10 protein-coding genes are annotated in these 13,673 nt (G+C 45.4%); 8 read left to right on the top strand and 2 right to left on the bottom strand.

The window, feature by feature from the left end; genetic code table 11:
• The first annotated feature begins 63 nt into the window (after positions 1-63).
• Positions 64-750, top strand: a complete 687-nt coding sequence (locus BQ5591_RS00910) for a hypothetical protein (protein ID WP_071148077.1) — start codon at positions 64-66, stop codon at positions 748-750.
• Positions 751-773: 23 nt separating this feature from the next.
• Here the strand turns inward: BQ5591_RS00910 and BQ5591_RS00915 are convergent, their stop codons facing one another.
• Entirely contained in the window at positions 774-1,430 is a 657-nt protein-coding gene (locus tag BQ5591_RS00915) for a DUF2490 domain-containing protein (RefSeq protein WP_071148078.1), read from the bottom strand.
• A gap of 86 nt (positions 1,431-1,516) precedes the next feature.
• Positions 1,517-2,419 (bottom strand): NAD(P)-dependent oxidoreductase, encoded by a 903-nt coding sequence (locus BQ5591_RS00920; protein WP_022163847.1) that lies wholly within the window; start codon positions 2,417-2,419, stop codon positions 1,517-1,519.
• A gap of 230 nt (positions 2,420-2,649) precedes the next feature.
• Between BQ5591_RS00920 and BQ5591_RS00925 the strand changes: the two genes are divergently transcribed.
• The 7 genes from BQ5591_RS00925 to BQ5591_RS00955 all read left to right on the top strand — a co-directional run bounded on the left by BQ5591_RS00925 (position 2,650) and on the right by BQ5591_RS00955 (position 13,665).
• Positions 2,650-3,819 (top strand): DUF418 domain-containing protein, encoded by a 1,170-nt coding sequence (locus tag BQ5591_RS00925; RefSeq protein ID WP_071148079.1) that lies wholly within the window; start codon positions 2,650-2,652, stop codon positions 3,817-3,819.
• Positions 3,820-4,032: 213 nt separating this feature from the next.
• Complete coding sequence (locus BQ5591_RS00935) at positions 4,033-4,608, top strand: helix-turn-helix domain-containing protein (protein ID WP_022163845.1); 576 nt, start codon at positions 4,033-4,035, stop codon at positions 4,606-4,608.
• Between the two features lie 218 nt (positions 4,609-4,826).
• The gene (locus tag BQ5591_RS00940) at positions 4,827-6,938 is read left to right on the top strand and encodes a polysaccharide lyase 8 family protein (RefSeq protein ID WP_235817015.1); all 2,112 of its coding nucleotides are present in this window, start codon (positions 4,827-4,829) and stop codon (positions 6,936-6,938) included.
• Positions 6,939-7,018: 80 nt separating this feature from the next.
• Positions 7,019-8,665 (top strand): AMP-binding protein, encoded by a 1,647-nt coding sequence (locus BQ5591_RS00945; RefSeq protein WP_071148082.1) that lies wholly within the window; start codon positions 7,019-7,021, stop codon positions 8,663-8,665.
• 588 nt (positions 8,666-9,253) lie between these two features.
• Entirely contained in the window at positions 9,254-10,540 is a 1,287-nt protein-coding gene (locus BQ5591_RS00950) for an IS1380 family transposase (protein WP_071147970.1), read from the top strand.
• Positions 10,537-10,896 carry a hypothetical protein gene (locus BQ5591_RS21260; RefSeq protein ID WP_159434400.1) on the top strand — a complete coding sequence of 120 codons (360 nt, stop codon included), beginning with the start codon at positions 10,537-10,539 and terminating at the stop codon, positions 10,894-10,896. The genes BQ5591_RS00950 and BQ5591_RS21260 overlap by 4 nt, the downstream gene beginning before the upstream one ends.
• A 213-nt stretch (positions 10,897-11,109) precedes the next feature.
• Positions 11,110-13,665 (top strand): hypothetical protein, encoded by a 2,556-nt coding sequence (locus BQ5591_RS00955; RefSeq protein WP_071148083.1) that lies wholly within the window; start codon positions 11,110-11,112, stop codon positions 13,663-13,665.
• Positions 13,666-13,673 lie beyond the last annotated feature (8 nt).

Raw genomic sequence — 13,673 nt, forward strand, 5'->3', positions numbered from 1 at the left:
AAAGCCAAAGCTAACACAGAAAGAAGTTACAACTATAATAGCGATTCATAACCACCCTTAACAATGAAAAATAAACTTTTCTTTTTCATACTCTTCAACTGTGTGTGCCTTGCTCTGCCTGCTCAGCAACGGGAAAAACGTCCGTTCTGGAAGGTAGAGCTGGAAGGCGCACTCAACAATTACGATGCTTGGGAAGTGGAACCCTCCATCACATTTCTGCCCATACAATATGCTGGCATCAGCCTGGGATTGCTGTTTACACAACCTTATCATGATGAAAGCATCAGTGGATTCTCGCAAAACCAGCAATTTCTTTGGAGCAGCACAACAGAGCACGCTGCCAGCTACTTTCTAGCTCTGCGTCCCAGCCTCCAACTGAATACTCCCAAACTATGGGTGGGACGTGACAAAGACTATGCCCTTTACCTCTCCATATCTCCCGGACTCACCCTGCCCTTATCTGCCAACAACGAGTTCAACATCGACTACTATCCCAATCAGACAGGCGTATGGACGGCCGTTCGTCGCGAGCACGTCAGCAACAAAGGTGCCCGTACCGTCTACTACCACCTGCGTACGGCTTTCTCGCTGGAAGTGGACAACGGACTCATCTTCTCGGTCGGATATACCTGCTCCGACTTCGACCTCTTCGGCGGAAGCCGGAACATCGTCATCGAAGGAAGAAAAATAGACTTACCCAAGCACAAGTTGATGCACTCGGTATCGGTAAGTCTGGGATATCGTTTCTGATCTACATAATATTTGCTACAGTGTCAGAACCGATAGATACACTCTACTCCAAAAATATTTTTGCTGCCGTCCCGTTCCCACTGCCGACAATAGAAAGCCTCTGCCTCCCATCGCTCTGCCAGAGGAAAGCTCAGACCAGTGCGATAGCGCATACGCGCCACATCAAAATGCTCGCCGCGTCCCAATCCGTTATACATCTCGACCGAGACATAAGGTTCCAACCGGCAACGGGCTATGTCGTAAGCCACTTTCAGTCGAGAACGCAGACGAAATTCTTTCTCTTCGGCACTGAATGTATGCTGAAAACGCTCACGCAACGACAGCTTGACGCGCTGTATCCGATGTGAAAGTGTGCCGTCTACATGATAGCGGTGACGAAACTTCCAGCCGGCTTCCTCCAGATTGCGGTAATGCACTTCGTAACCGGCACCTACCTTCAAGAAGGGCAGCAGCTTGTATGAACCACCTACGTCGAGTCCCCAACGGTCAGTCATACTCAAATCGTCTTCGGTACGCCACTCCAGATTACTTGACAACGTCAGCTTCGGCAAAACCTCGTATTTCACTCCCAACTTTGCCCAAGTGGTATTGTCCACATCCTGTGCAGCAATCCGTATTGTCAGCACCTGCAATAAGAGAAAGGCAATAAGCCCTATGCCATATTTGCTATTGTTTTCCATTATGGTGTGTTCACTTACTTATCTAAAACATTGTTTTCCCTTTACAGATTGCAAACATACAGGGCAATTTTGGAAAAAATCTGAAATTACAATTGTGCAAGAACTGTTTCTACATTCGCTATAGCTTTTTTAGACAAACGTTCCACACTCTGCATCGATTTTCCCGAAATGTAGGGTGTATAAAGCACATTGGCATAGGGTGTCAGCAAATCTTTCAACTGGCCCATACCTGTAGCATCGCACAAATAAAAACTGTTAGGACATGCCTTGAGCCAATGGCAAAGAGCCTCTGCCTGAAAAGTCGGCCCGACGGAAGTATTCACCAGAATCTTACGGTTTCCCAACAGATTGAATTCACGTTCGCCCAACAGATAATTGTTGCGGGGAAGGCAAGTGCATACAATCTCTGCTTGCTGCAACAGTTCGTCAAGCGACAAATAAGTCATGCCTACAGCCTCTGCATCAGGCTTACGGGTACGACTGTAATAACATATGTCAGCTCCCAGAAAACGTAAAGCATCAGCCACCATACGGCCGGTCTTTCCAAGCCCGATAATACCGATTTTGCGGCCGGTAAGTTCTGTACTCTGATCCAGCCAGAATACTCCTCCGAAACCATGCAGCAAACGAACCAGTTCGCTGATAACGTATTCCACCACTCCTTCGTCGCCATAATCCTTCACACCCAATACCGTAATGCCCCTCTTGCGTGCTTCGACCACATCGACATTGCAACTTGCCGGATCATAAAGAGTGCAGCACATTCCTATGTAGCGCAGACCAGGACAAGCATCAAGCACGTTCTTTCTCACCGGTGTCCGAAACGACACCAACAGGCAGTCGGCATCTCCGATCCGGCGTATTACCTCTTCCTCTTCCGAAGGGAAATCGTGATACATCACTACTTCCTCTCCCAGTTCATGCAACCGTTCAATAGCCGCCGTATTCAACAGTGTTTCGTCAACTCCTACAATCTTCTTGAATTTCATCTGTAGACTTCTTTTATAGGTTAATATCCATAAGGTTTTCTTTTCATCCGAAAGCAAACTATACAGGACTATTTGTCCCGCCAACACTCCATCAGTTTCCGGCTCGAAACTTCTCTTTTGCAAACCTACACATAAACATCGGTTTATGAAACTTTTTTCCGTATCTTTGCCGCCAATTGAATTAAAATCCGGGCTAAAAGCCTGTTTAACTTTTATCGAAACAACAAATTATGGAACAACCGACAGGAAAACACGCCCGGGTAGAAGTGGCCGACGTATTGCGCGGACTGGCCGTTATGGGCATCATCTTGCTGCACAGCATCGAACATTTCAATTTTTATTCATTCCCCGACACCACCGGACAAAGTGCCTGGCTCACCTTTACCGACAAGGCTGTCTGGGACGGGCTTTTCTTTCTGCTGGGCGGAAAGGCTTATGCCGTTTTTGCACTACTCTTCGGATTCAGTTATTTCATTCAATACGACAACCAGCGAATGCGCGGTCATGACTTCCGTCTGCGCTTCTGCTGGCGACTGATATTGCTTTTCCTCATCGGCAACCTGAACGCTATGTTCTTCACTGCCGAAGTACTGGTGCTTTACTCGTTAGTAGGATTCATTCTACCTCTGACCTGCAAGATGAAAGACAAATGGATTTTTATCCTGGCCTGCATCCTGCTCATACAACCTCTACCTCTTTATTATACCCTGCGTGCCTGCTTCGATCCGGCTTTTGTAACTCCAGCACTGCCTACGGGTGATTTGTGGGGAGCCACATTCGAAGTACAAAGCCATGGCACTTTCTGGGAAACAGTACGTGTCAATCTGTGGGAAGGGCAACTTGCCAGCCTTGCCTGGGCATGGGACAATGGACGTGTATTCCAAACAGCTGCCCTCTTCCTACTCGGATTTCTGGCAGGAAAACGCGGTCTGTTCCTGAAAGAGAACCTGAAAATCTGGAATAAAGTCCTCTGTGGTTCGCTTTTAGCCTTCTTCCCCCTCTACGGATTAGGAAACATGTTACCCGGTTTCATCGACAACCCTTCTATCCGTACTCCGCTGCTGCTTATCATTTCTTCTTTATATAAGTTTGCCTTCATGCTTCTGCTGGTGTCGGCTATACTTTTCGCCTACTATCGCACCCGCCTGCAACGGCGTCTCGCACAGATTGTCCCTTACGGACGCATGAGTCTGACCAACTACATTACTCAAAGTATCTTCGGTTCCCTGTTGTTCTATAACTGGGGATTCGGACTGCACGATGATCTGGGCATCACAGCCAGCTTCCTGACAGGAATCCTGCTGTTTATTCTTCAGTTCAGCTTCTGCCGCTGGTGGATGGCACACCATTCGCACGGCCCGATGGAGTATCTGTGGAAACGTGCTACATGGCTGAAATAAATATTCACCTTTTTCGCACAAATAGTTGTAATAAGCAAAAGTTTATCTTATTTTTGCGTTTTAACTACATTAACAATGTAATTCAGAAGAAAGAAAAAAGAAGGAATATTGTAACTTCCTGCTTGGGGAAAAGTAAGAATATGATAGTTCTTTTATTTTCTTTCTTCTTGGATTTCTAATTCAGATAAATAACTTTTAAACCAAAATATAATTATGGATACAAGCAAGATTGTAGGAGAAAAGATCAAATCACTCCGCGAGAATCAGTCTATCAGTGTAGAAGAACTGGCTGAACGTTCTGGCCTTGCCGTAGAACAAATTGAGCGAATTGAAAACAACATCGATCTGCCTTCGCTGGCGCCACTCATCAAAATTGCACGTGTATTAGGCGTACGTCTTGGCACATTCCTTGACGATCAGGACGAAATGGGTCCTGTAGTATGCCGCAAATCGGAAGCTACCGACTGCATCAGCTTCTCGAACAACGCCATACAGAGCCGTAAACATATGGAATATCATTCACTGTCGAAATCGAAAGCCGACCGTCATATGGAACCTTTCATCATTGACGTAGCACCTACCGAAGACAGCGACTTTGTACTTTCCTCACACGAAGGTGAAGAATTCATCATGGTCATGGAAGGAACTATGGAAATCAGCTACGGGAAAAACACCTATCTGCTGGAAGAAGGTGACACAATCTATTATGATTCCATTGTGCCGCATCACGTACATGCCTATCAGGGACAGGCTGCCAAGATTCTGGCCGTCATCTATACTCCGGTATAAGATGTACGGAAGGATGTATCGGAACAGAAAAGAACGGATATATTCATATTTTCAGGTACGGATTACATGGGTATCTGCGGATAAACTTATCCCCCCAACTTGTAATCCGTACCTAAAAGTTTATTGAGCCTTTTCTGCCTTCCTTTTTCACGTTAACCTCTAGCCACTCATTACATATGCATCTACACAAAATTACATCAGGTATACTACTATTATGTTTGGTTGTTATCAGCGGCCGTATTTCTGCTCAAGACTCCGACCTAATCCGTACCAAAAAGAACTTCATCCAATTATTGGGAAACACCGGACAAAAGCAGCTGAACGCAGTGCTGGAAAAACTGCCACGAGAAGAAAGCGCTTCTGACCAGATGGTAGTGGAACTTTTTCAACGCCAGTCTTCACAAGCGGCATCCATCCAAAAATATATATCCGAACAGACAGAAAACGGCACCTGGCCAGACATTAACTATCAGGACCAAAAACGTTCGGGATGGGAACCGCGCGTCCACACCGAACGCATTCTGGAACTGACCAAACAATACACCTCGCCAGAAAGCCCTTATTACCATTCCGATAAGGTCGAGGCTTGTATCCACAAAGCACTCCATTATTGGTTCACAGCCAAACCCGTCTGCCCGAACTGGTGGTACAATCAGATCGGAGTTCCCAAAACACTGGGTAATGCTTTCCTGTTATTCGAGCCACAACTGACAGCTGAAGAACGTCAAAGCGCCATTCAAGTAATGGAAAACGCGCGTTTCGGCATGACAGGACAAAACAAAGTATGGCTGGCCGGCAATGTGCTGGTGCGTGCCCTGCTTCAGGAAGACAAAGAACTGGTACGACAGGCACGCGACACCATCGTATCCGAAATCGTAACGGGGCAAACCGAAGGCATACAGCCCGACTGGAGTTTTCACCAGCATGGCACGCAACAGCAGTTCGGCAATTACGGACTGGCTTTTCTGGCAAGTATGAGTTTTTACTCAGGCGTTTTTGCCGGAACTTCAATGGCCTTCAGCGATGAACAACTGGAAATCCTCCGTCAGCTTATTGATAAAGGATATCGCTGGATATTGTGGAAAGGCCAAATGGACATCAGCGCACTGGGCAGACAATTTTTCCGTGAAGGACAAACCCACAAAGGTCTTTCTACCGCTTTTGCTGCAACCGAACTGGGAGGAGGCATGTCCGAATCATGTAACAATACTGCCCGCGCTTTGTGCAATGAGAATTTCCAACTTCATTCAAGAAATGATCTGATTGGGAATAAACACTTTTTCTGTTCCAACTATACCGTACACCGCCGCCCTACATGGATGGCCACCGTAAAAATGGCTTCGAACAAAGTCATCGGCACAGAAACACTGAACGGTGACAATATGAAAGGTTTCTATTCGGCCGACGGAGCCACTTATGTGTACACCGACGGACACGAATACCTCGACATTTTTCCTTTGTGGGATTGGCGGAAGCTGCCAGGTGTCACCGCCTTCGAAAGCGATGCTCCTATACCAGTGGTCAAAGGCAACCGCCCGCGCAATAACGCAGACTTTGTAGGCGGTCTATCAGACGGACAACAGGGAATGACTGTCATGGATTTGAACCGTGCCGGACTACAAGGGCGAAAAGCATGGATTTTCACCGACAACTATATACTATGCCTCGGAGCAGGGATAGAGGCCGACAGCACTTTGGCCGTAACTACCGCTATTGAGCAATGCTACAAACGCGATAACTTATATTTCTTGAGCCCCGATGGCAATTGGCAAGTCTTAACAGGAAGCGATACCCAAAATCAGACCAGCGAAGTACGCTATTTCCATCATCACACAGGCTACATCGCCTGGAACGAAGAACTGAATGTAACAGCTACAACCGAAAAGCGTACAGGACAGTGGCATGATATCATGCAGATGTATCCTCGCGAAAACGTAAGCGGCGAAGTAATGCAACTCTGCCTGAATCACGGAACAGCGCCGAAGAATGCTTCTTACCAATACCTGATATTACCCGATTCCGACCGTCGGCAAACTGTCCTTTTCGATCGCCATTCCATCCGTGTGCTGCATAACGACCGCTCATTGCAGGCTGTTATACTCGAAAACGGAACCTGCTGGATGGCAACCAGTCGCCCTGCCACTCTGAAGTTGCCGGACGAAACAATCGTAGAAGTCCTTACTCCTGGTATCTACAAAATAGCTCCAAGCAAAAACGGGAACTACACCGCTTTATGGACTTCACCCTCCCGACAACATACACAAGCAGAATTGCACATTGGGAAAAAACAACTCATACTGACAGATACATATCAAATAAGTAATCTTTAAGTCTATAAACGGATGTTTATAAGCTCAATAATGAAAAAACGAAATACTTATAAATGAAAAACGAATAAAGAAAAACGCTTATGTTATACGAACGTACCCTCGGCCAATGGCTGGAACATTGGGCCGAAAAAACACCCGACAAAGAATACATCGTTTATTCCGACCGAAATCTCCGCTTCACCTGGAGCCAGTTCAACCGCCGTGTTGACGACATGGCCAAAGGTCTCATCGCCATCGGTGTAGAACGTGGTACTCACGTGGGCATCTGGGCCGCCAATGTGCCCGACTGGCTCACATTGTTATATGCTTGTGCCAAGATAGGAGCCGTCTACGTTACCGTAAATACCAATTATAAACAAGCCGAATTGGAATACCTCTGCCAGAACTCGGACATGCATACCCTGTGCATTGTCAACGGCGAGAAAGACAGCGATTTCGTGCAGATGACTTATCAGATGCTCCCCGAACTGAGAACCTGCCAGCGGGGCCACCTGAAAAGCGAACGCTTCCCACACATGAAAAACGTTATCTATGTAGGGCAGGAAAAGCACCGGGGTATGTACAACACATCTGAAATTCTGTTGTTGGGCAACAACGTGGCCGACGACCGACTCAATGAGTTAAAGGCACAGGTAACCTGCCACGATGTCGTAAACATGCAATACACCAGTGGAACCACCGGTTTCCCAAAAGGCGTAATGCTGACCCATTACAACATAACCAACAACGGTTTCCTGACAGGAGAGCACATGAAGTTTACTGCCGATGATAAACTTTGTGTCTGCGTACCTCTGTTCCATTGTTTCGGTGTGGTACTGGCCACCATGAACTGTCTTACGCACGGATGTACCGAAGTGATGGTAGAACGTTTCGATCCGCTTGTCGTACTGGCTTCCATTCATAAAGAGCGCTGTACGGCCCTTTACGGCGTGCCTACCATGTTCATTGCCGAACTGAATCATCCGATGTTCAACCTGTTCGACATGTCAAGTCTGCGTACGGGCATCATGGCCGGCTCTCTCTGCCCTGTAGAACTGATGAAACAGGTAGAAGAAAAGATGTTTATGAAGGTAACCAGCGTATACGGACTGACAGAAGCAGCGCCCGGCATGACCGCCACCCGCATCGACGACTCGTTCGAAGTACGCTGCAACACCGTAGGCCGCGACTTCGAACACACTGAAGTGCGTGTCATCGACCCCGAAACAGGCGAAGAGTGCCCCGTAGGCGTACAAGGCGAAATGTGTAACCGTGGTTATAACACCATGAAAGGATATTATAAGAACCCAGAAGCAACGGCCGAAGTAATAGACAAGAACGGTTTCTTACACTCGGGCGATTTGGGTGTGAAAGACGAAGACGGGAACTACCGCATCACGGGCCGCATCAAAGACATGATTATCCGCGGTGGCGAAAACATCTATCCGCGCGAAATCGAAGAATTCCTTTTCCAGCTTCCGGGTGTGAAAGACGTACAGGTAGCAGGTATCCCCTCGAAGAAATACGGTGAAGCCGTAGGAGCTTTCATCATTCTGCACGAAGGAGCAGACTTGCACGAAAGCGATGTACGCGACTTCTGTATCGGCAAAATCTCGCGTTACAAGATTCCTAAATACATCTTCTTCGTCAAGGAGTTCCCCATGACCGGCAGTGGTAAAATCCAGAAATTCAAATTAAAAGACCTGGGACTCCAGCTCTGTAAGGAACAGGGTATCGAAATTATCTAAAACATATTACTTTTACAATTATCAGGAGGGAATTCGAAACATCATAAAAAACGTGCTTCGGATTTTCTCCTTCTTCTAATACAAGCTAGTATACAACCTATCCACACCGGCTTTTCTATTAACAATAATTAGTATATCCCATACAATCCTTTATTATATATAGCATCAAGATTAATAGCAGATCAATCTACTAATTACCAACAATATAAAATATAAAAATGTATTGTCTAGATTCAGAGCGAAGTTCATAGGGATAATCATTCCCATATTTCCATTTATTCAATAAATCTGCAAAAAATATACGAAATCATATTATTTACGCGAATCAAATAACGTTCTATAAGCAAAAAATGCAGTTTATATTAAAATAAGTTCTGATTTATCATCACTAATCAAAAATAATACCTATATTTGCCGACAAAATCAGAAACAAGCATAAAATTAACAATAAACCTAAATTCCGCAGCATTTTAGTTTAACTTATTTTATAAGTACCTGAGCAACAAAAAGTTGCTCAGGATTTTGCCATGTCAGATTTTTCACCTATCTTAGTGTTGCAAATCAAAATATGTATCAAACCCGACAGACATGGCAAAGGTAGCAATAAAATCTGAGAAACTCTCTCCTTTTGGAGGAATTTTTTCAATAATGGAGCAATTTGACTCCAATCTCTCATCTGTAATCGACTCAACCCTCGGTATGAGATGTAGGCTGTATGGTTATCAATACAGCGAAATCATCCGTTCGCTTATGAGCGTTTATTTCTGTGGCGGCTCATGCATAGAGGATGTCACCACTCATCTGATGTATCACCTCTCGCTTCATCCGACACTTCGCACATGCAGTGCCGACACGATTCTCAGAGCCATAAAGGAACTGACCCAGGATAACATTTCCTACACATCCGACACTGGCAAGACCTACGACTTAAACACGGCAGACATGCTGAATACACTGCTCCTCAATTGCCTATTGTCCACAGGGCAGCTGAAAGATGGCGAGGGGTATGACGTTGACTTCGACCACCAGTTCATAGAGGCTGAGAAGTTTGATGCGAAACCCACATACAAGAAGTTTCTCGGATACCGTCCTGGCGTGGCGGTTATTGGCGACTTGATTGTCGGCATTGAGAACAGCGACGGCAACACAAATGTCCGTTTCCACCAGAAGGACACGCTGAAGAGGTTCTTTGAAAGGTTTGAAAAGAACAAGCTTATGATCAACCGTTTCAGAGCTGATTGCGGCTCGTGTTCTGAAGAGATAGTGGAAGAGATTGCTAAACACTGCAAGACCTTCTATATCCGTGCCAACCGATGCAGTTCGCTCTACAATGACATCTTTGCCCTCAGAGGTTGGAAGAAAGTGGAATTGGGCGGCATTGAGTTTGAGCTGGCCTCCATTCTCATCGAGAAATGGAAAGGGAAGGCATACCGTCTTGTGATTCAAAGACAGAAGCGGATAGACGGCGAACTCGACCTGTGGGAAGGAGAATACACCTACCGCTGCATCCTTACAAATGACTACGAGTCTTCCGAGAAAGAGATTGTCGAATTCTATAACCTCCGTGGAGGGAAGGAACGCATCTTCGATGACATGAATAACGGATTCGGCTGGAACAGGCTTCCAAAATCCTTCATGGGAGAAAACACGGTGTTTCTTCTGCTTACGGCACTCATACGCAACTTCTATAAATTCATCATGGCGAGGCTTGACGTGAAGAGGTTCGGACTCAAAGCAACAAGCCGCATCAAGGCGTTTGTCTTCAAGTTCATCTCTGTGCCAGCCAAATGGGTCAGGACATCAAGGCAGTATGTGCTGAATATCTATTCATGCAACAACGCTTATGCTGATGTGTTCCAGAATGACTTTGGATGACACCGACAACTTATGGTCGTGATTTTGCGTATTGCCTCAAGTCGCATGGTGGGGTAAGGGGATTTAATGCGTCTTTGTGGCGATTTTTGCTGCGTTGCACCCTCTTTTGCCACAGTGTCGCTACCTTTTTGACCTCTGTGTCATCTTATGAGGGCGGTTGCGGATTTGAGGATAAATTAAAAAAAATGTGGACTGCAAAAGAAATCCTGTCGCAAGCTATATGTTGTTATACATTAGCAACAGCCAATTATACCTTCAACAAACGGCAGGTAATGCACAAAGAAGCAGGAGAAAATTTATACCGCAATCCCATCCTTCCTAACAACTTCATGTTGTCACCTGTTCCTCCTTTTTAATTCAACAGATACCAAATTTTAAAAAAGTATTTTTTTAAATTCTTTGTGTATTTCAAAAAGGCTTTCAGACAATTGCTATTTACTAAATACATAGCAAGAGAAAACGTCTGTACATACATCGCAGCTATTACAGGATTTTGCATTCCTGCCAAATAGTATGCGTTTTTACCCTGACCATATTTATTTACAAATTAAACTAACAAACTTAATTTTATGAGAAAATTGTATCTATGTTCATTCCTGATAGGCTTTTTTGCGCTGGCCTGCGGAATGTGGAGTTGCTCTGATGACGACTCCAACAATGGCGACACTACAGTAATCGAAGTAGAAACTCCAGCTTCTGATGCTATATTCGCCACCTCTGCTACTTTCAACCTAAAAACAAAAGGAGCAGAATCATATGTATATAAAGTAATAGAAGGTAGCAATGCCGCCGAACCGGATCCTGTAATTGCATACGCAGAAGCTCAAGAAAATGGTACGATTGTCACCGTAACCGGAGACACTGCACAAGAGACTGTAACTGGTCTGGAAGGTAACAAAACGTATACTGTATTCTTCATTTTCAAAGTAGGTAACGAATACAGAATCCTCTCACAAACAATCACCACCCCCAACTATTCTCAGATGGTGACTATTGTCAAAACAGACATGTTTTCTACAACTTTCCATGTAGAGGTTCCTGAGGATGTATATTACATGATCAATTTCGTTGATTATGAAACATACATTAACTACCAGATGCAATTCGGTCGTAACGACGTAGACTGGACAGTTGCCGGATTCGGCATGCAAAGTCCACGTTTCAAAGGACCTCAAACTATTACCGTAAAGAACGGTGGCAATGCCTACGAAGGAGCCTTGAACGAAGCTGATTATCCTGCAGATGCTTATACCTATTCTATTTATCCCGGTACTGGCTATGTACTTTTTGTAAGCCAATGCGACGAAAACGGTTCGACTGACAATTATGTAGAATATAGCGAAGGAGAAGGCGGTGACCCCGGTATCCTTCTTTCTACACTGCCCAACGTAAAACAATATACAGAAGAGAAACCTTCAAGCGAAAGTTTATCATTCAACGGACTTTACGCCAAAACCATGTTCTTCACCAAACAAGCTGATAAAGGCGCAGGTGAAGTGATGGTTAACATCGACCGTATCACAGAGCAGACCGCCCTCCTTACCCTGACCCCGACAGAAGATGTCATGCAATATGCAGTCGTACTGATTTCTGACGATGACAAGCAGTTATATCTCGACTTATTTGGTGGTGAAGATGGCTTACAAGCCTCACTGATAATTTACGGTAGTATTTATGACGGCGTACAGCAACTCCCTTATCCGATCGAAAAAGGCAAAAGCTATACACTTTACATCACAGCTATCTACAACCAAGAAGGTACCGTACAGTCATTCCATACACTGGAAGGCATTAAAGCCATTGAATCAGACAAACCTGCGGTAGAACTGGAAATCACTCCGAAGCAAGTCAGCAACCCGTATCAGGTATGCTTCAATATTAAGGCTCCCAACGGAGATTGTGCTGCATTCAAATACCTGTGTAACTACACAAAAGACTGGTATCCGACTTTGAACGGTCTGACAGGTACCGATCTGGAAGAGAATGTTGCCAGCATGGTTTCCATGTATGGAGTAATGGTTAGCGATGCAGAGGTAATGACAGGAATCAATAGTCCGGAAGGTTACGACCTGTATTTCACCTCTATAGATGAAACAGAAACATGGTTGGTTCTGGAGTCTTACAACGTAGACGAAAAAACGAAACTCTTCTATCAGGAAGAAGGTTGCCGTACGACATCGGCTGCTCTGACTCCCGAAGAACCCGTCAACAGCCAGCTGTTTAACAAACTCCTTGGTAACTGGACAGCTACTATGGAAAGTGCATATGGCAACGGTACAGTAACAATGCCTGTCACTATCGCAGCAGGCCCCGAACAAGTGTCTACACTCCCCAGCGACGTGAAAGAAGAACTGGTGAACTACTTCATCGCTTCTGGTAAAACGCAGGAGCAAGCTGAAGAAATGGTAGAAAGTAGCTTCAACGAATATAAAGACAGAGCCGCTTACTACACCCAAAAGAACAAAGACCAAAACTGCCTGGTTGCTACCGGATTCTCATACGACGAATGGAATGCTCCTTTCGCCAGCTCTTGGGATCTGTTCCACTCTACCGAATATTCGGCTTACAGCACCGACGAACTCTTCCGCGACTATGGTCCTAAATTGTTCTTCAAGATTGCCAAAGACCAGAACGGTAACGACAGTGTATCCGTCATCACGACCCGTTATGCTGAAAACGGTTATGATTATCTGCGCTATGTAGATCCCGTATCCGATTGGTACAGAACATTGGTACTCTGCGCTTACAATCAGGAAAACTCTGGTAACTATTACACCACTGAATTCCCTGTTGAAATATCCGAAGATATGAATACTATCACCATCAAACCAGTGGAACAGGAAGGTTTGTACTATTGCCCCGGATTCGCCATCGAATACATGCCTGGCTATCCGTCATGGAACTTCCCCACCACTCAATCAGGTATTGTGCTGACACGTGCTACTGATGAGAACATGCAGACTGCTACCAGCCGCAGCGTTTCCGAGATCAAGACACCGAAGGTATCAGCTCGCAGTGGCAACCACTTCCGCAGAACACGTGCTCCTTATGATTACGTTGCCAAGAAGAGTGTCAAATGTGAGACATTCTCCCTAGACAACCTGAAAAAGGACTTAAAAAAATAATTCAATTT

Origin of the sequence: Bacteroides ndongoniae (assembly GCF_900108345.1) — a bacterium.
Classification (GTDB): Bacteria; Bacteroidota; Bacteroidia; order Bacteroidales; family Bacteroidaceae; genus Bacteroides; species Bacteroides ndongoniae.